19 protein-coding genes are annotated in these 26,016 nt (G+C 28.2%); 7 read left to right on the top strand and 12 right to left on the bottom strand.

Features of this window, described 5'->3' with window-relative positions; genetic code table 4:
* Positions 1-131: 131 nt before the first annotated feature.
* Positions 132-6,422 (top strand): beta-N-acetylglucosaminidase domain-containing protein, encoded by a 6,291-nt coding sequence (locus BCF59_RS03380; RefSeq protein ID WP_134111244.1) that lies wholly within the window; start codon positions 132-134, stop codon positions 6,420-6,422.
* Between the two features lie 152 nt (positions 6,423-6,574).
* On the opposite strand, the gene BCF59_RS03375 is transcribed toward BCF59_RS03380, so the two are convergent.
* From BCF59_RS03375 to BCF59_RS03365, 3 genes are read right to left on the bottom strand one after another with little or no spacing between them, the layout of a single operon-like run.
* Entirely contained in the window at positions 6,575-7,549 is a 975-nt protein-coding gene (locus BCF59_RS03375) for a DHH family phosphoesterase (protein WP_134111242.1), read from the bottom strand.
* The gene (locus BCF59_RS03370) at positions 7,549-8,514 is read right to left on the bottom strand and encodes a DHH family phosphoesterase (protein ID WP_134111240.1); all 966 of its coding nucleotides are present in this window, start codon (positions 8,512-8,514) and stop codon (positions 7,549-7,551) included. The genes BCF59_RS03375 and BCF59_RS03370 overlap by 1 nt, the downstream gene beginning before the upstream one ends.
* Positions 8,515-8,525: 11 nt before the next feature.
* On the bottom strand, positions 8,526-10,145 hold the full coding sequence (locus BCF59_RS03365) for a coiled-coil domain-containing protein (RefSeq protein ID WP_134111238.1): 1,620 nt from the start codon (positions 10,143-10,145) through the stop codon (positions 8,526-8,528).
* A 143-nt stretch (positions 10,146-10,288) separates the two neighbouring features.
* On the opposite strand from BCF59_RS03365, the gene BCF59_RS03360 reads away from it, so the two are divergent.
* The 3 genes from BCF59_RS03360 to rlmD all read left to right on the top strand — a co-directional run bounded on the left by BCF59_RS03360 (position 10,289) and on the right by rlmD (position 14,297).
* Complete coding sequence (locus BCF59_RS03360) at positions 10,289-12,382, top strand: hypothetical protein (protein ID WP_134111236.1); 2,094 nt, start codon at positions 10,289-10,291, stop codon at positions 12,380-12,382.
* 66 nt (positions 12,383-12,448) lie between these two features.
* Positions 12,449-12,994: a 16S rRNA (guanine(966)-N(2))-methyltransferase RsmD gene (gene rsmD / locus BCF59_RS03355; protein WP_134111234.1), complete on the top strand. Its 546-nt coding sequence runs from the start codon at positions 12,449-12,451 to the stop codon at positions 12,992-12,994.
* Complete coding sequence (gene rlmD / locus BCF59_RS03350; RefSeq protein WP_134111232.1) at positions 12,987-14,297, top strand: 23S rRNA (uracil(1939)-C(5))-methyltransferase RlmD; 1,311 nt, start codon at positions 12,987-12,989, stop codon at positions 14,295-14,297. Before rsmD ends, rlmD begins: the two co-directional genes overlap by 8 nt.
* 17 nt (positions 14,298-14,314) lie before the next feature.
* Here the strand turns inward: rlmD and glyA are convergent, their stop codons facing one another.
* The 9 genes from glyA to BCF59_RS03305 all read right to left on the bottom strand — a co-directional run bounded on the left by glyA (position 14,315) and on the right by BCF59_RS03305 (position 23,636).
* A complete protein-coding gene (glyA, locus tag BCF59_RS03345; RefSeq protein ID WP_134111230.1) occupies positions 14,315-15,583 on the bottom strand; it encodes a serine hydroxymethyltransferase in 1,269 nt (422 codons plus the stop codon).
* 7 nt (positions 15,584-15,590) lie between these two features.
* A complete protein-coding gene (locus BCF59_RS03340) occupies positions 15,591-17,744 on the bottom strand; it encodes a phenylalanine--tRNA ligase subunit beta (protein WP_134111228.1) in 2,154 nt (717 codons plus the stop codon).
* Positions 17,738-18,427 (bottom strand): uracil-DNA glycosylase, encoded by a 690-nt coding sequence (locus tag BCF59_RS03335; protein WP_134111226.1) that lies wholly within the window; start codon positions 18,425-18,427, stop codon positions 17,738-17,740. Before BCF59_RS03335 ends, BCF59_RS03340 begins: the two co-directional genes overlap by 7 nt.
* The gene (pheS, locus tag BCF59_RS03330; protein ID WP_134111224.1) at positions 18,417-19,364 is read right to left on the bottom strand and encodes a phenylalanine--tRNA ligase subunit alpha; all 948 of its coding nucleotides are present in this window, start codon (positions 19,362-19,364) and stop codon (positions 18,417-18,419) included. The genes BCF59_RS03335 and pheS overlap by 11 nt, the downstream gene beginning before the upstream one ends.
* Positions 19,364-20,611 carry a replication-associated recombination protein A gene (locus tag BCF59_RS03325; protein WP_134111222.1) on the bottom strand — a complete coding sequence of 416 codons (1,248 nt, stop codon included), beginning with the start codon at positions 20,609-20,611 and terminating at the stop codon, positions 19,364-19,366. Before BCF59_RS03325 ends, pheS begins: the two co-directional genes overlap by 1 nt.
* 68 nt (positions 20,612-20,679) lie before the next feature.
* Entirely contained in the window at positions 20,680-21,282 is a 603-nt protein-coding gene (gene nusG / locus BCF59_RS03320) for a transcription termination/antitermination protein NusG (protein ID WP_134111220.1), read from the bottom strand.
* Between the two features lie 7 nt (positions 21,283-21,289).
* Entirely contained in the window at positions 21,290-21,520 is a 231-nt protein-coding gene (secE, locus tag BCF59_RS03315; protein WP_134111218.1) for a preprotein translocase subunit SecE, read from the bottom strand.
* Positions 21,520-21,669: a 50S ribosomal protein L33 gene (gene rpmG, locus BCF59_RS03310; protein ID WP_134111248.1), complete on the bottom strand. Its 150-nt coding sequence runs from the start codon at positions 21,667-21,669 to the stop codon at positions 21,520-21,522. Before rpmG ends, secE begins: the two co-directional genes overlap by 1 nt.
* A 53-nt stretch (positions 21,670-21,722) precedes the next feature.
* Positions 21,723-23,636, bottom strand: a complete 1,914-nt coding sequence (locus BCF59_RS03305) for a DUF4357 domain-containing protein (RefSeq protein WP_134111216.1) — start codon at positions 23,634-23,636, stop codon at positions 21,723-21,725.
* A 133-nt stretch (positions 23,637-23,769) separates the two neighbouring features.
* Between BCF59_RS03305 and BCF59_RS03300 the strand changes: the two genes are divergently transcribed.
* From BCF59_RS03300 to BCF59_RS03290, 3 genes are read left to right on the top strand one after another with little or no spacing between them, the layout of a single operon-like run.
* Positions 23,770-24,219, top strand: coding sequence for an RpiB/LacA/LacB family sugar-phosphate isomerase (locus BCF59_RS03300; protein ID WP_134111214.1), 450 nt, complete (start codon positions 23,770-23,772; stop codon positions 24,217-24,219).
* A 3-nt stretch (positions 24,220-24,222) separates the two neighbouring features.
* A complete protein-coding gene (locus tag BCF59_RS03295; protein WP_134111212.1) occupies positions 24,223-24,450 on the top strand; it encodes a DUF2188 domain-containing protein in 228 nt (75 codons plus the stop codon).
* 48 nt (positions 24,451-24,498) lie between these two features.
* Positions 24,499-26,010 (top strand): phospholipase D-like domain-containing protein, encoded by a 1,512-nt coding sequence (locus tag BCF59_RS03290; RefSeq protein ID WP_134111210.1) that lies wholly within the window; start codon positions 24,499-24,501, stop codon positions 26,008-26,010.
* The last annotated feature ends 6 nt before the right edge of the window (positions 26,011-26,016 follow it).

The raw sequence follows: 26,016 nt of genomic DNA, 5'->3' as shown, positions 1-26,016 counted from the left end.
AAAAAAAAAAAAAAACTAAAATTAGAGTACAAAAATAAATTTTAATAAATTGTTTGAATTTAATTAATTAAGTTTTTAAATATAAATTTAAAGATTTAATTAACTTATTTTTAATAATTTATGGAGGAATAATGAACATTAAAAAGAAAATTAAATATATGCTTTCCACAGCAGGTAGTTTTGGTCTTTTAGCAACTGTAGCTACCGTTGCTGCGGGTGAAACAGCATCTGATTCTTCTGCAAATACAACTACTTCAACTAAACAAGAAATCACTTATAATATTTTTCCAGAAGTACAAGATATTCAATATACCGAAGGAAGTATATCAATTACTCCAGAAGTTAACTTAGTATTTGAAAACGGAATTGATGCGGCAACTATTGCTAGATTTGATCAAGTTTTAAAATTAAGAAATTTGACATATACAAAATCTAGAAATATTGTTAGCGGAAAAACTAATATTTTAGTTGGTATTAAAGATGATACTGACACCTTAGTTGATAATGAATTAAAGACTTTAGGAATAACACCTGATGCTACTTTAGATAATAAACTTGACTCATATATGTTAAACGCCGGAACTTTTAATAATGGTAGTTATATTACTTTATTAGCTAAAGATGCTACTGCGGCTTTTTACGGGGCAACTACTTTATGACATATCTTTAACCAACTAGATGGTTTTAAAATAAGAAATCTAACTATTAAAGATTATGCTGATTTAAAAGTTCGTGGAGTAATGGATGGATTTATTAATACAAGTTCAAGAAGCAACAACCTTTGAAATAAAGGTGCACAAAGCATTATGGACTTTATGAAATTTGCTGGTTTATATAAACTTAATACTTATATCTTCAGACCAGGAGACGTTTTAGCGAATGATTTCACAGTTACTTCAAAAAATACTGCTCAAAGTTGGTCAACACTTTATACCGATTCAGAAATTGCTATATTAAAAAACATTTTAGAAGTTTCGAAAAATACTAAAGTAAACTTTGTTTATTCTACTGCTGGTTTAAGTTCATTTGCAGATGATAAATTAAAGCAAGATCATCAAGATTACACTCAAGCTTTAGAAAAATTAAAAGCTAAATATAAACAAGTTATTGAGGCTGGAGTTAGAAAAATTGCTTTAGTAGAAGTAGGTGCTGATGCAGGAAATAATACTAAAAAGTTATTAACTGATTTAACAAACTGATTACAAGAATTAAAGAAAGTTTATACAGATTTAGATACTAATTTATTATTTGTTGCTAAATTTGGTGATAACGAGTTCACATCTAATAGTGATGAGAAATTTAATTATTACGTTGATTTACCATCAGGGGTTACACCATTACTGATTAATGGAACAAATAGTACTAAACAATATATTGATGCTAATACTCTTTCAAAATTTAGCAATGGTAATCGTCAAATTCGACCGGTCTTTTGAAAACCATTTCCAAATAATCCAAGCAGTGATTACAATGATTTATTTGTACGTTTAGCTGAAAACTACATTCGTGGTAATGATGCAATTGATAGTAGTCAATTTGATGGAATAATTATGTCAGCAGTTGGTTCATCAGAAGTGTTATCTCGCTTTGGGTTTTTTGATTTAGCTAATACAACTTGAAAATTATTACCAACTGAAAGTCAATCAGAACAAAGAAATGCACGTAAAAAAGATATCTTAGATGCAGCTGTTAATTATGTAATTAATAATTCAAATAAACAAAGTGCAGAATCGGATGTTTTCAAATCGCTTCGTATGCACTATGCAAATAATGCTGAAGCATCTTATGATGACACCAGTTCGATTGATTCACTAAAAACACCAATTACGGAGTTATCAAAAAAAATAACTGCATTATCAAATAATGACTTAGATCCGTCTCAATCACATCAAGATGTTGCTGATGCTGCTAAAAAAGTAATTCCACAATTACAAGCAGTTTACGAATTAAACAAAACATTGTTAGAAAATAAAAGTAAGTCTGATTTTTTAACTGAAATTAATGTTTTTAGTCAATCATTAGATGCATTATTAGAATCCGTATTGTATTACACCCAGGCTATAGAAGCTTCATATGAAGCGGCGCCAAATATTGATAGAATTTCTAATTTCATGACCCAAGCAAAATTGTTTTACCAAAAATCAGTTGAATTTACTTATCATTCAAAAGCAGTTAAGGTAGGTGCCTTATATTTACGAGATTACGTTAATAAAGTTAGTGCTCTTTTAGATTTAAAATGAAATTATAGTTTTGATTCTCTAAACGAAGAAAATAGCGACAATATAATTGGTACATTTAAAACTTCTAGAACTTGAACAACCGGATATCCAATTGATGTAACTAGAATTTTAGGTAATACCAGATTTTGAAGAACCACAGATAATAGATATGCAGATTCCATTTCTCCGGGCGATTGAATTGGATATGCTTTTAACAAACCAAAATATGTTAAAGATATTAGGTTGAAATTTAATCCTGTCCAAGTTAATAGTCGTGATAATTACTTCAGGAAATTTAAAGTTTCATATCAATTATGAAATAGTAAAGATTTTGTAGATTATAAAGAGAATAATAGTACTACTGTTAAAACATGAGAAGTTCCAACCGAAAATGGTGTAAAAAATCCTACATTTAACATAATTTTAGACTTAGCTAATGTTCGCGAAATTCGTATCGTAGATAATGAAACTGATGGTTTAACAAATGCTCCTAAAAGTAAATATAGATTAGGTTGAATAGATATATATGAATTTATAATTAATACAAAAAACGCACAAGAGATCGGTTCAAACACTATATCAATTCAAGCCGATAATTATTCTGATTCATCTTCATCAAGCGGTCTAACAAAAATTACAGATTTCAAGGTTAATGTCTCATCCGGGCCCGGTGCTGGTCCATACACTGCTCAAGGAAATAATGTAACTAATAGTGATTACACAAAAATCAATGATAAAATTTATGATACAGCGTTTTATAAAAATAACGTTCAAGCAAATGAATACTTTGCATTTAAATTAGATCAACCAACCGATATTAGTAGAATAGTTGTTCAACAAGGTTCATATTCACAAATCAGAAGCTGAGCTGATCAAAAACGTAGAAGCGGTGACTTCTGATTACCTAATGCTGATTTAATGTATTTAGATCCGATGGATAATCAATGAAAATTATACGGACACCTTAAACCTTCTTCATACAACGTTTTAACTAATTATGTCAAAGCACAACATTTTAGAATAGTAAACCGTTCAAATTATCAAGGTTTATGAATGTTGATAGATATTAACGTATTTGCTGCACAGGATAAATTACTATATACTGATGTCACTGATAATAATATTAAATCAAAACTAAAAACTAAAAATGTTAATTCAACTTATACTTTATATGCTACAGATTCAAGTGGTAATTCAACTACTACCCCATCAATAACTTTACCAAATGATGGAAAATATGTTGGTTTAGATTTAAAAGATATTTATAATATTTCATCGCTAAAACTAAATAATTCTGGCTCAATTCCGGAAGATGTATTAATACAAACATCTCGTAACGGAATTGATTGATATGATTATAATGGAACATTAACTCACCAAAATCAAAACGCACGTTATGTAAGAGTTTTACATAAAACAACAAAATCTGTTGCACGGAGTGCGGCTGCAGTAACTAATTTAGAAACCTTAGAAGTAGTGGTTAATAAAGGAAATAAATATGGTCAATTGATAGATTCATCTATTCAAGTAATTTCTGGTTGAGGTGGAAATCGTTACTCAGGAAATGATTTTGATGGTAATTTTGATACTACAAATAAATTTGGTGGTGGTCCATACAAAGACGATTATATAAAATATGATTTAGGTTCAGAAATTGCATTGGATAACATAAAACTATATGCTCCCGCAGATACTTATGATTTTGCAAGATACTTTAAGGTATTAGTTTCTGATTCAGATTCAGAAAATGCACAATGAACTGAAGTATATAATTGAGGAAGTGTACCAGTTAGTTCGGATGCAAATAATACTGCAACTAATACCACTTCAACAGATGTTGAATATCCTGAAAACTTAAATTCAGTTAAAGATGCACAATCTTATAGTGATAAAACTTTAGGCGATCAAGTTTATGCAAATTGAGTTAAAACTGATCCAGAACATCCAGATTTAAGATACTGAGATATCACTGGAATTGCCTCAAAGATCACCTCAACTAATAAAAATTTAAGATACTTAAAAATTGTCTTTACTAAAGATATAATGAATAAATTAATTAAAAACGATAATACAAAGGGTGGTCGTGATGTAGTCTTTAGTGAAATTGTAATTAATGGTAAAACATTTTATGATGCTGTTGATCCTAATTTCTCAGGAACAAATTATCAAGCTGCATCTAAAAACACCGCCGTGTATTTATCACACGATGGTGACGTATCAACATATTATGAACCTAAGGAAATAAATGGTAGTTTAAAATACTATATTGAACCTGATAAATATCAAGATAGAGATTTAGCAATCATCTCCGATGGAATGATTGATGCTAATAACAATGTTTTAGCACCAGCTAATGTTAAAGCGATGTTATATGATTCAAATACTAAGGAATCATCAACTAAAGATTTAGGTTTATTGGCAACTAAATATATGACATTTGATTTATCAAATTTAGATCAAAATAAAAAATTAGTTGGTTTTGAAATTACTTGAACTACTCATAGACCACAAATTTATGAATTTATTCCATTAAAACGTACACCAAAATCAAATTCAACAAATGATTCAACAACTGCTGAAAATCAAACAACACCAACTAAAGAATCACTAAAGGCGGCAATCAATGCTCAACCTGCAGGATTTGAAAACTGAACTAAAAAAGATCAGGATAATTACAATTCTGTGAAAGCACAAATTGATGCTTTAACTAAATCAGAAGCACCTTTAAATCAAACTATCTTAAATCAATTACAAAGATCACTAAATGAAACTCAAGCTGTGACAGCAAGTAAGGTTAATGATGATGTAATTGAAAAATTAACTAATGAAGTAAAGCAATGACGCGCTTTAGATACAAAATCAGTCTTTCAAGATGACAACTATGCTAAATATGTATCATTAGCTCAACTGGCTGAAAATGCAATTGCTGCTACATCAGTTGCTAATTTAACACAACAAAACGCAGATAGTTTATTACAAAAACTGACTGAGGCTAAAAAGTTACTAAATTACACAACTTTTGATCAACAACTAGCTGAAAACAACTTAGATAAAGTGCAAGCATTGAATCCAAGTCACTATACACCAGAAACATATGCTAAAATTCAAAACGAAATTAACAACTTAAAACAAAAAATTAATTCTGGAACTGCTACAATCGCTGATTATCAAGCCTTAAATACTCAATTTGATCAAAGTTATCAAACATTAGAATTGAGTGATTTAGGTAAAAAATATCAAGTATTACAAGAAAATATTCAAAAAGCACAAGATTTTGTTAATCAAAATGCAATAAAGTTCCCTGATCAAGTCAAACAAGTTCAACAACAAATAGCACAACTTCAAGATGTTTTAAACAATAAAGATGCAAGTTTAGAACAACTTCAAGATGCTACAAAACAAATTAAAACATCAACTGACGATGCAGAGTCTCGTAAACAACAAGCATTAAATAACTTTAAACAATTAGTTCAAAATCAAATCGCAAATAAAGATGATATTTATACTCCCGAAAGTTATCAAGCATACTCAGATGCGATAAATAAAGCAAAAGTTAAGTTAGATGCATCTGATACATTAACTAATGAAGAGATTTTAGACTTACAAAATCAAATTCAACTTGCACAAAATCAATTAACTATCGCAAACGATAAAGTAGACGCTGCTAAAAGCAATGTTGAACCATTAGTAACACAGTTAGAATCACCAGAAATACAAAAACAATACCAAGAATTATTAAAAGCAGCTACAACTCCTGAAAAATTAGCTAAAGCAATTAGTGATATTAATACTGCTATTAAGGATCAAAAAGTTGAGAAAGAAACTTTAAAAGATCAAGTCCAAAGAGATATTGATTCGATTAAAGATCCTGAGAAAAAAGCAGAATTACAAAAAGAATTTGATGCGCTTAAAGCATCAAATGCAACCAATGATAAATTCTCAGAATTCAGATCTCAAACATTAGCAGAATCACTTAAATCAATATTTAAATCACAACAATCAACAAATAATGCTGATGCTACTAAAGATAAACCTGAAAATCCAGAATCAAAACCTACAAATCCTACAAACCAACAGCCTTCAAAATCAAAAAATACTGCAATTATTGTTATCTCAGTATTAATTGCTCTTGCGGTAATTGGTGGATTGATTGGTGCTTGATATGCAGCGCGTTCAATCAAAAAGAAGAAAGCTAACAAATAAGTTACCAAATAAAAAGACATAGTAAATACTGTGTCTTTTTTAGTTATTTTTCACTTTTTTCGCTATTTAAAATAAGTTATCAATTAGACTAAATTATTTTTAGTTATTATTTGGATTATACCTAATGTTGCAAAAAAGTAGTAGGGTGACTACTACAGTTTTGTTTCATTATATTTTGCAACTTCCTTAACACAATCATCAATTACTGCTTCTACTAAATCAAAACTATCAAGCATAGCACCTGAAGCACGTTCGTGGCCACCACCACCTCATTTTAAAGCAACGTTTCGAACAATTGGACCATTTGACCTAAATTCTACTCGAATTTTTCCGGTTTCTTCTTCTGTAAATTGAACTCAAATCGGAAAACCTTTAATATTACCAATAGAGTTTACGCGTACTGAACTTTGTGGTGTTTTACCAAATTTTAAAGTAGTTTCTAAATCGTTTTGAATATATGCTACACCATCTCTGGTTTTAAGAGTTGAGATTAATCAAGAATTAAATTTTAAATCATTTAATGATAATTTAGATAAATTTTTATGAATGTAGTCTGCTTGTAAGCCTGCATCATAAAGTTTTGCAGCTAAATTTAACGTTCTGGAATTAACATTTGGAAATTGGAAACGACCTGAGTCAGTATTAATTCCTAAATATAAATAATTTGCTGCATTTTGAGTGATTTTTCAATTATTTGCGACGGCCAAATGAGTAATCATTTCGTCAGCTGCAACATAAGAACTATCAACTCAACGCACGGTATTTTCACCTAAATCATCTTCGTTTGGGTGATGATCGATTCGAATGGTTGCTGCAAATAAGTTTGCATCTAAAAGTTCTCTTTTTTCAATTCTTTCTTTAAAATTTGCATCAACTACAACGGCTAATGATTTTGATAAAATTTCATTATTTGGTATAGAATCCATTTTAAAATCTAAAAAATCAAACGTATTTTTAGCATCACCAACTGCATAAACTTTTTTATTAGGAAAATTAGTTTTTAATAATTCTCTTAAACCAAATTGCGATCCTAAACAGTCTCCGTCAGGGCGAATGTGGTGAAATATCACGATATGATCATATTTTTTTAATTGTTCAGTTATAATTTCAAGATTTCCGATTTGCATTATTTATTCTCTCATTCTAAAATTAATTCATTTAATTTTGTGATGACTTCTGGTACTTGATCTCAAGATTTTAAGGTAATTCCGGCCGCATTATCATGCCCGCCACCATTATATAAATTTGCAACTTTGTTAACTAAAGGTCCATTAGAACGTAAACGACCACGGATTAATCCATCTTCTAGTTGGATAAATAAAGCTCAACAGGCATTGTCATCGATATTCGCTAATTCATTAACAAATATTGCAGCTTGTAAAGAGTTGATCTTAAATTCATTTAAAAATTCATTTTTTATTTCATAGTATAAAACTTTGCCATCTTTTTTAAATTCGGAAAGAATTTTACCAGCAATTTTGATGTCTTGCACAGAACGCTTACTTAGTTGTCTTAATATATTTTGTGGATGAAAACCATTTTGCATCAAAAAAGCAACTAATTGATAGGTACGTGCGGATGTATCAGGGAATAAAAAACGACCTGAATCAGTATTAATACCTAAGTAAATGAATTCTGATGCAGCTTGTGTAACTTTTCATTTAGCGTCATATGCCAGTTGGGCAATCATTTCAGCTGCAGCAACATAATGTTCATCAACTCAATTGTATTCATATTGAATGTCAGCTTGATTTGGATGATGATCAATTCTTAGACGAGCAGTAGTTTTTAGTTCATATAATAATTCAGCATTTTGAATACGATTACCATTAGAAGCGTCTACAACAATTGCTAATGAATTATTGAAATCTATATCATCGATTTTAGTAAATTGATAATTCATAAAATCTAAAACACCAACGTTGTCTCCTACAGCGTAAACTTTTTTATCGGGATAGTTTGTTTGAATTAGTTCTTTAAGTCCATGTTGTGAACCTAGACAGTCTCCATCAGGTCGGATGTGGTGAAAAATAATAATATTATGATATTTTTCAATAGCATCTATTGCTACTTTTGAATTTCCTATAAGCATAATGTCTTCCTTTAATCATAAGTTATTTTTAATTCTAATTGAGAGGCTAATTTGTTAATTTCGTCTTGTAATAATATAGTATTTTGTTTTGGTTGTGAAGCTATAAATTTCTTTGCTTTTTGATAAATTTCTTGGTATATATAATTATAAAAATCATCTGGTATTTCAAAATACAAATCAAATCTCAAGTTTTTTATGAACGTATCAGTATCATACACTAAGGCATAGTTTTTACCATATAGCAATGATTCAAAAGAATTTGATTTAAAAAAGTTTGTATTATCATTGCTTGAACTAATTAAGTTGATTTTTAAAGTTTTATTTTTAAAACTAACTTGATCAACACTGAACGAATTAAATGTAGATATTTTATAAGGATTAATTTCTCTTAAGAGATTTTGAGGTGGATTAAAATTAGTGAATTCCAAATTATTACTTATGATTTCTTTAAAATCAAATGGAACCAATGAAACTTTTGCAAAATGTTTGGTTTTAGCTGGGATTTTTTCAGAAAGTAATTTTGAATCATTGTTATCGTCAAAATCAAAATCGTTTAATTTAAAATTATTATTTTGATCTCTGTTGTAAAAAGTTATTTTTAAAATATCATCATTATTTTTTATGTTAATAAAGAAATCGTAATCTACATCATTTTCAATGTTATTTTCGGGATAAAATTTTCTTTCTGTTAATAAATTTTTTAGTTTATTTAATTCCTCTTTTTTGCTTTTATCGTTTGTCTCATTAATTAATTTTGAAAGTGTTTTGTAGTTTTCAATTCTATTATTTTGATAATCAGAGATACTATCTTTATAATAGCTGCCAATGGTATAACTTCAATTCTCTTTTTTATACTTTGTTTGTTGATATATTCTTGCGAACTGGTCGATGTCAGGTTGTAAATTCTTAATTTCCTTAGAAATTGCATCTATTTCAGTAATGGCCTTTTTATATTCAAAATTATCTGTATTTTTGAATATTTTATTTACGATATTAGCATAATTTCTCTCAAAAACCTTAATTTTATCAGATAACACATTTAAATTATTGGGATTATTTGAATTATTGATACTATTAATGGAATCATTAATTCATTCAAAAAAAATTGAACTATTATTTAAAAAAGTAAATTTTTCAGAAAATTTAACTATATTAATAATTTCTTCTATTTCCTCATCTTTTGGATTGAAAATTGAAATAAATCTACCTATAAAAGCCCTGTTTATATTTAGATTATATAAATTTGCTATTTCAAAAGATTTATACAGAGGATCTTTTATGGCTTTAATGTTTGGATTATTTGAAATGTTTTTAGATAATTCATCCATAAAGTTGGTAATTTTGTTTGAATCTTTAAACAAAATTAAGTTTTCATATGACTTAGGATTTTGTTTTTTTAAATTTTCTATTTCTGCGTTCTTGTTTTCATCTAAATTATCAAATCATTTAACAGCAACAGAATTTAAAACTTTTGCCAGTCCCAATTTACTTAATGAATTTATTTGTTTTTGGAATTTCATTTCTATAGGTGTTTCTGATTTTTTTTGACAACTAGTTGTAATTGCAGCGATTGATATCAAAGGCATAAATGTAAAACTAAATCGCTTTATTTGTAATAATTTCTTTTTCATATTTATATCTATAAATATACCAAAATTTCTTTCATTAAATAAATATTTATGGAATAAAATTACAAAACATTTATAAAATTATTATAAAAAATTTATATAATTAATATGGTATTTTCAAATGTTTAATAATTGCGAGGTATGTTATGGCGGAATTTAAAAAAATTATAAAAACAGCTTTTTTGGTATTTTCGGCAACAAGTATTTCGTTTGCAATAGGATGTAATAATGTAACTAGTTTAGCATCAACTAGTGAAAATAAGAAAAAACATGATGATAAAAATAAACAAAATTCAAATGATTCAAATTTAAATCAAAACATAAATCAGAATCAACCCAAAACGACTACATCCGAAAATCCTGTATTAGCATCAGCCAACGTTAATAATAAACCTACAGATACACAAAAACTAGAAACCAAGGAAGAAAATTCTAATAATTCAATAAATGTCTCTAGCAATACTATAAGCAATCAGACAGAGAAAAATGACTCGGAACCAAAAAAACAACTCAATAATACAAAACAAAATACGCAAAAAAATACAATAGATAATTGAGCGGATGATAATGCGAATAATTTTTTAAACTTAGTTGCTAAAGATAAATTAAATGAATTAATCAGTCAAAATCAAAAATTATTCTATGATTATAAATCTAAAAGAATTTTATTGATGCCTACTGAAACAAGATATCTAAATCAAAAATCTTTACCTGATGACAGAAGCCCACTATATATTTTTGAACTAAATGATAATAATACAGAATATCAACTTGCTAATGATGAGAATCCTATTAACACAAATAAAAGTGGCAAAGTTTTTATAAATTCATTAATAAATTATCAAAAAGATGGTGATTTTGTAATTGTTAAATATAGAATTGCTAAATATATTTCTGGACAAGACCCAAAAATTTCTGAAAGAGTATATCAAAACAAATTTAATTTAAAACAAGAAGATCAATCAGCGGAAAATAAAGATAAGATTATCCCAAAACCTACAGCGAATGCTAATCAATATCAAAGTGTTACTGTTGCAACTCCAACCCCTAATACAATTAAAGATAAAACTCAAATAACAAGTGAAAATAAAAGTGTTTTTGTAAGACCGCCTTTTGGAGTTAAATTTCAAGTTGTTTCACATTCTGATTGTCCTCCTATTGTCGTTGTATTTGACCATCTTGATTCACCTGGTCCAAAAACTAATAGTTCATATTATGAATCCAAGGTTCTTACAAATTCAAGTTTATTTCACCAGCGCTTTGGTAATTTAGAGGTTCCTAAGAACGGAGCTCAAGAGTTCTCAGAGTTTATGGCGTTGCCGAACGTTTTAGAATTCTATAAAAAACTGAGCGGGAATGATGAGTCTTTAGTTATTTTTGGCGGTGATACTAATATTGATGCAAAAAACTTTAAAATTGACAAATATTTCCCACAAGAAGTTAATAAAGTTTTAGTTTCTCAAACTAATACCCCACTAAAAGATTGATATACCTCTTTGAACACAAAAGGTGGTTATTCGAATCCGTATGATAAAATGTATTATTTAAATGGTGAAGATGCAAGTTATAATACAATAACTACAGAAGATAATCCAAACTTGATTTATAAAATCGATATATATAAGATTTTTAATGAATTTTTTGATAGATCTGATAGACCTACAAATAAAAGTTATAATTGATATGATAGTTCAAATTCAAAAGGTAATTACGATTCTAATATAAGAAATAAAATTAGTGATCATGCACCTGTTTTTGTGGATGTTAAATTAAACCACATTACTTTAGCAACTGCACCATCATTAGTTTCTGAATATTTAAAAGCAAAAAATACACTCCGTATTTCACATTGAAATATTTTGAATTATGGAAATAAAAATGTAAATAAATATGCATCAGCAAAAGATTTAAAAATTAAAGCAATTGCTGAAGTTATTAAAAAATCTGGTTTTGATATTACTGGTTTAACCGAAATTAATAACGGTAACGGTGAATCAGTTAAATTAATTTTAAATGAACTTAATAAAGATGGTGGTAATTACAAACTAATTATTCAAAATCAAAAAGATACTATTTGAACAAATAATTATCGTTTCTTTTCTGGTGCACAAACCGAACAAGTTGCCATCATTTATAATGCTAATGTATTAAATCTTTCAAATTTTAATACAATTAACCAACCTTTTGCCTCTTATTTAAGTGAGTTTCCATTATACGGAGAAGTTACACAATTAAAATAAAAGTTAGTTAAATATGATAAAATTAAAACAACTACATAGTAGTTGTTTTATTATTAAGGAGAATTTATGTTACGAATTATTAGTGGTTCATTAAGAAATAGAAAAATCTTACAGCCGGATCTTAAAATTACTAGACCAACTACTGATAAAGTTCGTGAAGCGGTTTTTTCATCATTACAATTTAAAATTGTAGGTAAAAACTTCTTAGATTTATTTAGTGGTTCAGGAGCAATAGCAATAGAGGCTTTTAGCCGTGGTGCCAAAAAAGTAGTTGCTGTTGAGAAAAATCGTGAAGCATTTCATATTGTTAAAACTAACCTTGATACATTAAATATATCAAATCAAATAGAAGCAATCCATAGTGATGCATTAGTATTTTTAACTAAAAATCAGAGCAAATTTGATTTTATTTATTTAGATACTCCTTATTTAGACTATCAATTAATGAATGATGTTTTAGCGTTAATTATGCAACAAAAAATACTCAATGATGATGGTGAGATTATTGTAGAAACAAATAAAATAACAGAAGTTAAAGTTCCGTTAGGATTTAAGATTTATAAAACAAAAAGGTATGGAAAGGTAGATATATTATATCTTTGTTATGAATAATAAAAAAATACGGGTTGAATGTAGCGAATTAAGTTATGAAGGTTTTGGGGTTTCGCGTCAACATCAAAAACCTATTTTTGTTAAAAACTTCTTTGTAGGGGAAGTAGCTGATGTTGTAATTTATAAAGAAACTACCAAATATGCTTTCGCTAACGTTATTAGATTGATCAAAAGATCGCCATATCGCAATAGTCAGCAGTATAAATGTACCAATAGTGCTCCACTTATTAATTTAGAATATTCACAACAAATCAAATTTAAACAAAATTATTTGCAAAATTTAATAACTCGTAATTTAAATGTTGCCCCAGAACTTATTCATAATTTTGTTGCAGCAGAAAATCCGTTACATTATCGTAATAAAATACGTGTTCCTTTAAAAATATATGCTAAAAAATTAGTTTTTGGTGAATATGATAACAATAGCAATAATATTATATTGAATACTGATTTACAAATTCAAAATGAACCCATTTTAAATGAAACTTTAAAAACAATATTAAAAATAATTAATGATTATTCTATTGAAAAAGGAAAACAAAAATTATTGCAATCTTTTAGTGAAATTACCTTACGTTGCAACAAATCAAATGAAGTGTCTTGTTTGATAAAATTGCATTCTGGCTCAAATTCTAGAAACTTCTTGCATCATGAGTTATATAATGTGTATTTAGAGAAAATTCCAAGTTTAATTGAGCTTTATGTTTCAAAAAATGACATAATTAGTAATGTTTTTTCTAAAAAGAATTTTAAAATGCAAATACTCAGCAAAAAATTTTCAACCAGTATCACATCGTTTTTTCAAATTAATATCGAAATAACAACTAAAATTTTCCAACTAATAAAACAAAAAGTTAAAAAACAAAATAATAAATTATTTTTAGATTTATTTTGTGGGGTTGGTGTTATTTCACAATTAGTTGCCCGCCGAAATCAATCTATCTTGGGCATTGATATAAATCGTGATGCGATCAATTCCGCTAAATTGAATGCAAAATATAATAAATTTACAAATTACAAATACATCACTGGTGATGTTTTTAATGTTTTAGATATTTATCCGGTTGATACAAAAGATACTTTTGTAATTGTAGACCCACCACGGTTTGGTTTGAAAGAAGATATAATAAAATGACTTGATAATTTTAGTTTCTTTATCTATATTTCTTGTGATGCAAGAACCTTAGTTAGAGATATTAGACTTTTAGCACAACAAGGCTTTGATGTGGATTTTATCCAAGGTTTTGATATGTTTCCTAACACAGCGCATTTTGAAACTGTAGCATTTTTAAGTAAAAAATAAATCCTTCTTGTAAGGATTTATAGGTATGATTTTTTAATTGGAAATTGTTTGGTTAGTGCTTTAACTTGATTTGATAGCTCTCTAGTAAGTTTAATTCCTTGTTGAGTTTTCAATAAGATTTCATTAGTATTTTTTAAAGCAGTATCTATGATATCTGCTAATTTTTTTCACTCTGTAAATTCACGACTAGTCATAGCTGCTGTTCCAAGACGGATTCCACTCGCTTGCATTGGCGGTAACGTGTCAAATGGGACAGTATTTTTATTGGCAGTTATAGAAATTTTATTAAGAACGTCCTCGGCTTGTTTCCCGGTAATTTGATATGTTTTTAAAACGTTAATCATAAATAAGTGGTTATCAGTACCACCACTCACAATCACTGCTCCTTTATTTTTGAAAGCTTCACAAAAGGTTTGTGAATTTTTGATTATATTTTTAGCATAAGTTTTAAATTGGGGTTGCAGTGCTTCATAAAAAGCGACTGCTTTTCCAGCGATTGCATGAAATAATGGACCACCTTGATATCCAGGAAATACTCAGCGATCGATTTTTTTAGCTAAATTTTCATCATTAGTCATAATAATTCCACCGCGACCACCACGTAAAGTTTTGTGAGTAGTAGATGTGATAACATCTGCATAACCAATAGGTGAAGGAAATTCTTTAGCGGCAATTAACCCGGCTAAATGTGCAATATCTGCTAATAATTTTGCTCCTACTTTATCTGCAATTTCACGAAAACGTTTAAAATCTATTAAACGCGAATAGGATGAATATCCACATATAATTAAATCAGGTTTTTCTGCTAGCACTAATTTTTCGATTGCATCATAATCTAATAATTCATCAGCAGATAAATCATATGAAACTGAATTATAGAATATCCCGCTAAAAGAAATTTTATAACCGTGGGTTAGATGACCACCACTATTTAAAGATAATCCCATAATTTTTCCGCCTGATGGTACTAAAGAAGCGATTGCTGCAGCATTTGCTACTGATCCTGAATATGGTTGTACGTTAGCATATTTCACTCCAAAAAGCTGTTTTAAACGATCAATTGCCGCTTGTTCTATAATGTCAACGTTCTGGCAACCACCATAATATCTTTTGTTAGGATAACCTTCACCGTATTTGTTGGTTAAAACGCTTCCTTGTGCTTTTAAAACATCCTCGGAAACATAATTTTCGCTAGCGATTAGTTCGATATGTTCTTGTTGTCTTAATAATTCGTTGTTAATAGCATCAGAAACTATTTTGTCATGTAATGTCATTTTTTTATACATAATTTACCTACTTGTTAAATTTTTGATTTAAAGTTTCAATTACAGTGTCATATGCAGTAATTCTTAATGTAATGTTATGGCAATGTTCTTTTTGAAAATCATCAATTTTAATGATTTGATAAATTTCACCACATTGTTTAATGTCATTAATAATTTCATTCATATTTTGATGCTCTAATAACTCAAATGTTAAATCTAAGGTTTTTAAAGGATTTGTGTTAATTGCTTTAAATTTAGTTGTTGTTTTAAAGTTCAAGTCATAAAACTCAGCATAGAAAGCGTTGGTTGTGTCATATTTAGGATGAATTTTACCTAATCAACCAATTATTTGTTTTTGATATAAAATGTATGCTGAAACATTAGGATGGATAAATGGATTATTTTTAAGTGGAAGAAATTCTAAATCCACCGAAACGAAGTTAATGATATCTTGTTTGATTTCAGCGAATGTCTTGGTGGTTGAGGCAAGACCAAAAACCTGGTGGTTGTAATTAATCATTCCTCTTTCAAAGATGTTTATTGCAGAAATTTTACGTTTTTGATTATAAATAACTACTTCTTGTAGTGAAGTGATAATAGAGTTACGAATGCATTCGTGTTCTTTTGAAACATAGGTTAAAAGCTTGATATCTTCTTTAAAATTAAAGATATTTAAAAAATTTCTTTGTTGCGAAACAAGACTAAAAGTTCTTGTTTCGGTATATCCTTGGTGTTGAAAAAAACTTTTATTAATATCACGTTGATGAATTAAAGCAGGTGTAGTTTTGAAACTTTTAGGTTGAAAGTTTTTATATGAATAAAATCTAAAAATTTCTTCAATTATATCCTCAAAAATTTCTATATCATAACGATATCCAGGGATTATAAAATATGGATCTTTGAAATAGAATCCTAAAATTTGCATTTTTTTGATTGCTAAATCAAAACCTTTAAGATCATTGTTTCCGGCATATTTTAATAAGGTATTTTCATTGATAGTAATCTTTTTTAAAGGGTTTACTTTAATAGGATTAATTATTTGTGAAACTTTTAAATCCGAACAATAATTTCTAATATATTGCATTGCTAATGCTGCTAAATAGGGGGTAATTATACGAGAGCCTTGTGTGGCTGAATGAGAAAGTAATTTTATTTCCTTCGCACCATGGCGTACGAATTTTGGATTAAAGACCCCAATTTCAAATAAATATTCTTGAGTTGCTTGAGAACTTTTTGTAGTTTCTAGACCCATTACACAAGCTAAAGAAATAACCTCGTCATCATCTTTAATTGCTAAAACATCATTTACGGCAATTCTTTTAGTGCCTAAAATTTCTACTTCACCAGTATATAAATCGGCTACAATGCTTTTGTTAATTTTTTTAGCATCATAAACATGTACTGGTACACCAATGTTTAGTAAAGTTAGATTGGTCAGATTCACGGCTCAATCAAATAAACTTGAAAAACCGTGTTTTGCTAATAAAGTTTTTTCGTAAATACTTGTTTGTTTATTTCCGTGAATTTCACTAAAGCTTAAATGATCTGCTTTACCGTTGCTGGCTTGAAATTCACTTTGAAAATTTGCTTTCACATCACTTAAATTAAAATTAATTTCACTTTGATAATAAGCAGCTAATTCTAAAGCTAAAACGTAATAAGAGTTAGCATCATTGCGATTTGCATTAATTGCAATTTCAATAATATAATCATCGATGTTTAATACTTGCATGGGATCATCATCGATGCCTGCAAAATTTTTGGGTAAAACTAATAATTGATCTGCATGCTCTAAAAGGTCTCATTGATATCCGATTTCGGATCACGAAGCCAACATCCCTTGTGATGGATGGCCCTTTAATTGCACGTTTTTAAAAACTTGTTCACCCTTTTTAGAACCTTCAGGAAAACAGATCACTAAATCACCAACTTTTAAAATTCGATTGGTGGTTTGGATAGTTAATTGACCTAATTTTGTCTTTAGCCTTACGACATCTAAACGGTCAGAATTTTCGTTTTTAAAAACATCTAAAACTTCTGCGAAAATTACTCCTTCAGCATCGGAAAACTTACGCACACTTTCTACTTCAAAACCAAGTTCATTGAAAGCTTTTTCAACATCATAAGGATCTAATTTAAGATTAGGTAAAAACTTATTTAAATGTTTTACAGACACTATCATGCTCGTTCTCCTTTATATAAATTTCAATTAATTTCAGTTTGGTTTTGTTTTTTTAGGCGATTGTTAATGTTTTTAAATAATTGTGATTTATGAAAACCTTTTTGATAACTAAAAGGTGAGGGATGTGAAGTTTTGATAATATTATCTGGATTTAATTGTTTTATGTTGTGTAATTTATTAGCAAACTTTTGTGCTTGTTGTCCTAATAAAACTAAAATTACATTTGGATTTTGAGTAATAATTTCCTCAATTACTGCCTGGCTAAATGCTTGTCATCCGATATTGGTGTGTGAATTAGGTTGCCCTTGTATCACACTGAAAATTACATTCATTAATAATATGCCTTGTTTAGCTCACGAAACTAAGGAATTAGTTTGAATTTCAGTGTTTGGATAATCGTTTAAAAGTACTTTAAAAATATTATTCAAACTTTTAGGAGTAGTTTTTTGACGCGTTGAAAATGCTAAACCATCAGCGAAATCATTAGAATAATATGGATCTTGACCTAAAATGATTACTTTGGTATCTTGGAGTTGAAAAAACTCAAACGGTCTAAATAAATCTAATTGATGTGGATAAATAACTTGCTTATTTAATTCTGCGTTTTTTAATTCGTACAAAATATTTTCAAAATATGGTTTGCGACCTTCGATTTGTAAAATTTTTAAAAAACTATCTTTCATTTTTAAATTGCTCCAAAATTCTTAAATCGTTACGATATAAATCACGAATATCGTTCAAACCATATTTAATCATGGCTAATCGTTCCAAACCGACCCCGGCCGCAAAGGCGTTAAATTGTGTATCAAATCCTGCTAATTTTAAAACATTTGGATGTAACATTCCTGCTCCTAAAATTTCAATTCAACGATCTTTATAAAACATATCTACTTCAACACTGGGTTCAGTGAACGGGAAATAACTGGGACGTAAACGCACCTGAATTTCTTCTTCTAAAACATAGGATAAAAAAGATTTTAAAGTTCAAATTAAATTTGGAAAACTAACATCACCAACACAAACAAAATCCAGTTGAGTAAATTGGTGCGAGTGGGTTGCATCATCTTCGTCGTTACGATATACTTTACCAATTGCAAAAGTTGAGATCTCTTTATTAGGATTTTCTTCTAAAACTTTTGCAGTAATTCCAGTGTTATGGGTTCTGAGCAAGGTGGTTGCATTTAAATATAATGAATCATGCATTGCGCGTGCTGGGTGATTTACTGAGATGTTAAGTTTCTCAAAGTTATATAAATCTGAAACAATCTCACCTTCTTGTTGTTGATAGTATCCGTGTTGAATAAATCATGTTTTTATACGTTCTTCAATGATACTAATTGGGTGCAAACTTCCAGGTTTTAATCCAGGTTCGCTAACATCAATGAATTCATTGTTAATTTTTGCTTCAATTGCTAATTTTTCTAACCTGTTTTCAGCTTTATCAAAAAACGTAGCATATTCTTGTTTTAAAATATTAATTTGTTTTCCTAATTGTTTTTTTACTTCAATTGTTGCGGTTTTGATTTGTTGTTGTAGTTTAAAAATTTCTCCATCATTACCAAAGATTTTTGCTTTTGCTTTTTTTAAATCTTCAAGCGAATTAATGTCTTCTAATTTCATTATTTCTCCTTTGTTTTATTATAATATGCTTTTCAATCATTTTTGAGTTGCTTTCAATAATTTTGAATTTTTTGTTCGTTGCTATTGTTACATGGGTGATAAAATTTTGTATTTAAAAGTTCATTAGGGAGATAATTTTGCTGCGTTCAATGCATAAAAAAATTGTGTGGGTATTGATAATTGACTCCGTCACCTAATTTGGTTGCTGATTTATAATGTGCATCTTTCAGGTGTTTAGGAATTTGATAAATTTTACCCTCCGAAAGCATTGCTTTAACTTTATCGCGTGCGATTACTACCGAATTACTTTTTGGTGAAGTAGCTAATTCAATTATAGCAGTAGTTAATGCTAACTCACCTTCGGGTAGTCCTAAACGCTCAAAAACGCGGATTGCAGTTTCAATTTTTAAAGCAACTAATGGGTTTGCTAGGCCGATATCTTCATAAGCCATCGCTAACATCCTACGAAATAATCCATCATAATCTCCGCTTTGTAAAATTAGAAAACCATAATATAATGCGGCATCTACATCACTACCTCGTAAAGACTTATGAAATGCTGACAAATTGTTGTAATGTGCCGTCTGCTTAGCATCGCTATAAAAATTAATGTTAGGTACAATTGTTTTTAAATCACTTTGACTAACTTCTTGGTTGTCTTTTTTAAGTAGTGCCAATAAGTTTAAATTATTGATGCTAGCCCTTAAATCTCCTGCTGAATATTGTGCTAAATTTAATAAATTTGCATCACTAATATTTAAATGTTGAAAACGTTTATTGATAATTTTACGTAAAGCAGCAGCAATCTCATTTTCAGAGATTTTATAAAATTGTAAAATTTGCATACGGCTTCGTACGGCTGGGTTCACCTTAAAATAAGGATTTTCGGTTGTAGTTGCATATACAATAATTTTGTCAAATTCTAAATATGATAATAAAATGTCTTGTTTGTCTTTATTTAAACGATGGATTTCGTCAATAATAATAACTTCAGAATTATCTAAAATTTTAATTAAATCAGCTTTAGAATCTACGGATGCATTAAAATAACCGGATTTGAGATTTAATTGCTTAGCTAACATCAATGCAGTTGTAGTTTTACCGATTCCGCTTTCGCCAAAAAATAAAAAACTAGAAGTAATTTTATTTTCAATTACTTCTTTGAGAAGTTTCTTAATATGTTCTTGACCAACAATATCTTCTAATTTTTCGGGTCGTAATTGGTTAGCTAAATTTTTTTTCATAATTAATAATTCTTTTTATATGTTTTGAACTTTTATCTTAAAAAATAGAAATAAAACAAGGAAACCTTGTTTTATTTGGTATCTGAAACGCGAATTGAATCGGTACTTAAAGTTATTTCAATTTTCTTACCATATCTTTCAATCAACAAGGTCACTTCTTTGTTTTTTGGATCTAATTTCAAAATTTGTCCGATATAACCTTCGTATGGTTTATCAATAATTTCTACAAAATCGTTTTCATGGTAACCAAAATTAAATTTGTTAGATTTAAATTTTTCGGTTGCTTGTTTTTCGGTTTTGAACATTTTTCTAATTTCTAATTCACTAACTGGTGTAGGTTTTGCTCCTTTTCCGGATGAACCAATTAATCCAGTTACATATTGAGTATTACGCACTAAGAATCAGGCTTTGTCAGTCATATGCATTTTAGCGAAAATATAACCAGGATATAAATTTATATATTTAATTTTATATTCTTCACCAGCTAGTTTTTTTTGTTGCTCTTTTGCTGTTAAAGTTGGTTTAAGAAAGATTTTAAACGCCCCTAAATCGGTAGCATTATTATCAAAATCATCTACTAAACCTTCAGCAACAATCCGATTATTCAATGATTCAATAACTTGATCTTCTTTACCTCTAACGGTTGAAATCATATATCATTTTAAATTATCCATAAGTCTCCTAAATGTGTAATACGTTTCATAATTGTGTAAATCCGTAAGTTAATAAAGACACAAACACAACAAATAATAAAGTAAAAATAAGTATTTTTATAAAGTTTTTAGCATTAGTTTTGGAATCGGGTCATCTTACACGTTTAACATCTTTAACTAATTTTCTAAATCAATAGTGCTTTTTGCGAGTTGGTTTATTATTTTGTTCTGCGACATTATTGTTTGTATTTTGTTGCATTAAACCTCCTCTTTGTGTAATGTATGTGCTTGACAATGGATGCAATGCTTTTTTACTGTGAGTCTTGCGGCATTTTGATTGCTTTTGTTAGTTGTGTAATTTTTTCTACGACAAATTTCGCAAGCAAGAGATACTTTATTATTTTTCATATTTAGAAATTTTACCATAATTAATTTCTTATTTAGAAAGTGAAGAAGTTTTATTATTTACTCTTTTTATTGATATATTCACTAAAAGTTTCCCTAGTTTTATCGTTAAAAAGATAAACTTTACCGTTAGATTTGCTAAATGTAATAAAATTATGAATTGCACTTGGTGTTTTGAATTGTAAATCCTCTAATGTAATGAAATCGGGAGATAATTTGCTTTCTTTTATAAATTTGTCTCTTTTATCCTTTAAAAGAGAATAAAAATCATTGTCATTAGATTTTTTTATTAATGTATTTTTAGGTAGTATAAAAATTCCATCCTTGTAATAAATAGTGGTTTTATGTTTTTGTCTGTTATCATCAATTCATGTGGTAAATCATTTGGTGAGATCGCTATTAATAAAACTGTTACTATTTCTACTAATTTTTGTCTTTTGATATCATTTTTTTTGTTTTAAATAATTACCTAATTTTATATTTTTTTCATTTAATATGACTTCGTTTCCACTAGAAGAGAGACCTAAGACAAAAGTTGAAACACCAGAACTTTTATTAAATTTAAAATCTTCTAATAAAATGAAATCTTTAGAAAGTTTTTTAGTTTTTATTCAATTATCTCTTTTCTCAATCTGACTTCTTAAGGTTTTGTTGGTGTTGGGTCTGATTTTTTCACCTTTTGGAACAATAAATTCATCTTCTTTGAAGTAAATTTTAGTAAATTCTTTTTGTTTAATTTTACTTTGTTTCAAAAATGGGTTTAGCCATGAAATATGTCACAAACTACCTGTATATTTGTTGTCTTCTTTTTCCTTGTTATCTTTATTATTTTTTGTCATCTTAAGAATTTCTCTAAAATTAGAAAGCTTTATACCATTTTCATTAACTAATGTATCATATCCATTTACGAAATAGCCCATAACAAATGAACCGGCCGCTGATGGTGAATTAAATTCGACATCTTTTAATAATATGAAATCGCGCGAAAGGGAAGTATTTGAAAATAATTTATTTCTTCTCCTTATTTCTCGTGGTTGAATTTTAGGGTGAGTTGGTCTAATTTTTTCTCCCTTAGGTAAAACAAATAAATTATTTTTATAAACAACATTAGTTTTATGTCTTATTTTTTGTCCATCTTCTAAAACTTCAGACCATATGACATATCAGTTGTTGCTAAATGTTTGGATTTTATTAGTAGAACTTTGATTATTGTTTGTTATTAAGGTTTCTTTGGGAATTTGGTTTGTATTTATTAATAATTTTTCAGATTCTAATTGACTTGTTCTATCAAGATTTTCAATTTGAGTTTTTGATTCTTTATTTTCTTTTGTTAAATAAAAATCATTTTTTAAAACAAAGTCATAGAAAATTTTAGAAATGATATTTTCTAAAATGGGCATTACAAACTCGTTGTTAATATTAATTATTTGATTAATATTATCTTTATTAGATCTATCATAAGATGGTTCTTGTTTGTTTAAGATATTTAAAATTTTGTTATCTTTAAATGATTTATAAATTGTATATTCTCAAATCCCGAGAGAATTTCAATCTAAATTTTTATGCTCGTTATAGATAAATACTACTGTTTCAATTGGCTTAGAATTTTTTGAATGTTCTTTAATTCTAGAAATAATTGAAGCATTTTCAGTCAGTCTTTCTTTTACTTGCCCGACATAAAAATTTATTTTATTAATACTTTCATTTACTCTCAAGGAATCTAAAAGAATATAAATACCTTGACTTGGAAGGCAATTTAAAACATTATTTTCTGATTTTTCTAAAAAATATTTGACAGGAATAACGAGAATTTTTTCATAAAGTTTATGAGGGATGGATTGTTTATGAATGATTATAGAAGAATCATAACTATATTTAACGATATCGTTATATATGACATAGTCAAACATATAATTTTCTTTTTTTATGATGTAGTTTATGATATTGTCTTGTTTTCTTTCATTATTCATAAAGCCTCTAAGTTAGTTCTTGTTATATAAAAATTACTTTTTTCCCTAATATTATACTTAAAAAATTCATTTTTTTATTACAGATTATTTATGATATTGTATAATTTCTGTAATAATTTTGAAAGGAAAATTTATGGATAAGAAAGTTGTTGTTTTAGCAAGCGATCACGCTGGTTTTAAACTTAAACAAGAATTAAAAGAATATGTGCGATCATTAGGTTATGAAACAAAGGACTTAGGACCAAGTACTGATGCCTTTCCGGTTTCATATGCAACCCAAGGACATAAAATGGCAGATTTTATTGAAGAAGAAAAGCCTGCTTTTGGAATTGGGGTTTGTGGGACTGGTTTAGGAATTTCATATGCTTTAAACAGACACAAACACATTAGAGCAGCGCGTGTTACAACTGTAGAAGATGCACATTTAGCAAAATTGCATAATGATGCTAATGTTTTAACTTTCGGTGGTCGTCAAATTGGTATTGAATCAGCTAAAAAAATGGTTGATGAATACTTAAAAACTAATTATGAAGGCGGAAGACACCAAGCAAGAATTGATGAATTAGACAAGGAGTTTAGATAAATAATGGCAGATAAAAAAGAGATGAAACCGGTTTGACATATAACCTTAGATAAAGAAAAAGGGAAATGAAGAGTTTGTCGCGAAGGCTCAGAAAGAGCATCCATTCTTTTTGAAACACAAAAAGAAGCGGTTCCATATGCAAGAGATTTAGCTAAAAAGAATTCTGGAACATACTACATCCACGGAGAAAATGGAAAAATCCGTGCTGGCAAGGGTTATAAAGCAGATTAAATATTAAAAATGCGCAATATTTTAAATATTGCGCTTTCTTAATTAACTATGAAAAAATCTTTTATTTCTAAACGTGCAATAATTTTTATTATTCAATTTATCTTTTTCTTAGCTTTATTTGGTGGTATTGCAAGTTTGTTATTTATAATAAATATAGAATATATTTATTTATTCTTGTTTATTGCTTATTTTGTTAATACCTTTTTTGTGTTTTTTATTGGATTGCAACGTCGTAATTTTGAGGCAAAATTAGGTTGATTGTATATCATAATTTTATTTCCGATTATTGGACATGCTTTATTTTTTGGGTTTGGTTGAATTTCGCGAAATAAAAATGAAATTAAAATCAAAGATGATGCTAAATTTAAAATTCAGACATACCAAAAAGATGGATATTTACATTCTGAAGATTGCTATAGTGAAGCGTTAAATGCAATTAGTAAAATTAACGATACAACGTCGATGAATTCTGATTATGAATTTATCACCGATGGCTATCGCTTTTATCAAAAACTTTTTAAAGATATTAAAAAAGCAAAAAAAAGTATTTATATCATTTCTTATATTATTAAAAATAGTGAGATTTCAACCGAACTATTACACTTATTGAGACAAAAACATTTTGAAGGTGTAGAAATTAAATGATTAGTAGATTATTTTGGAGCATATTATTCTCAAAAAAAAGAAATAAAAAAATTGCAAAAATTGGGAATTAAAATCTCTTATATTGGTAAAATTTATTATCCTTTTATAAATGCTTCTAGTTTTAATCGTAACCATCAAAAATTCTTGATCATTGATTCAGAAGTGGTATTTTCAGGTGGTAACAATATTTCTGATGAATATGCATCAATGTCAAAAAAATATGGACACTGAATAGATGTAAATTATAAAATTACTGGTGAATATGTGAATGTTTATAACCTACATTTTTTGAAATTATGAAAAATTTTTTCTAATGAAGATTTAGATATCAAACAACATTTACTTAATTTTCAACATACAGGACATCAACATAAAAATCATTCAGTTTTAGTATCAGAATCACCAAGTTTTCCACATTCGCAATCTGAATTTACTTGAATTAAATTACTTTCGCAAGCAAAGCGTTCCATCAAAATTGCATCACCTTATTTTTCTGCTTCTGATGCCTTATATCGTGAAATTATAGTTGCTTTAAGATCGGGTGTTGAAGTTATTGTTTATTTTCCTGGTTTACCGGATAAAAAAATAGTGCATCAAATTGGAATATGACAACTAAAAAAGCTAATGCAGCATGGTTTAAAAGTTCAAATTTATCAAGGACATTTTTTACACTCTAAAATTGGGGTGATAGACGACCAAATCGCATGAGCAGGAACTAATAATTTTGATAGTCGTAGTATGAATTCGCAATATGAAACAATGGATATTATTTATGGTAGAGATGTTATGCAAATAGTTAATATTTTCAAAGAATACGATAGATTTTGTATTGATTTGCAAAGTCATCCTACTTTAAATAAAGAATATAACTTTTTTGAAAACTTTTTCTTTTCTTGACTAAAACACTTAATATAATTTCTT

It is taken from the genome of Mycoplasmopsis mustelae, from assembly GCF_004365095.1.
In the GTDB taxonomy this organism is placed as follows: Bacteria; Bacillota_I; Bacilli_A; order Mycoplasmatales; family Metamycoplasmataceae; genus Mycoplasmopsis; species Mycoplasmopsis mustelae.
The sequence above is the reverse complement of the archived record's forward strand: the minus strand, read 5'-3'. Positions and strand labels throughout refer to the sequence as shown.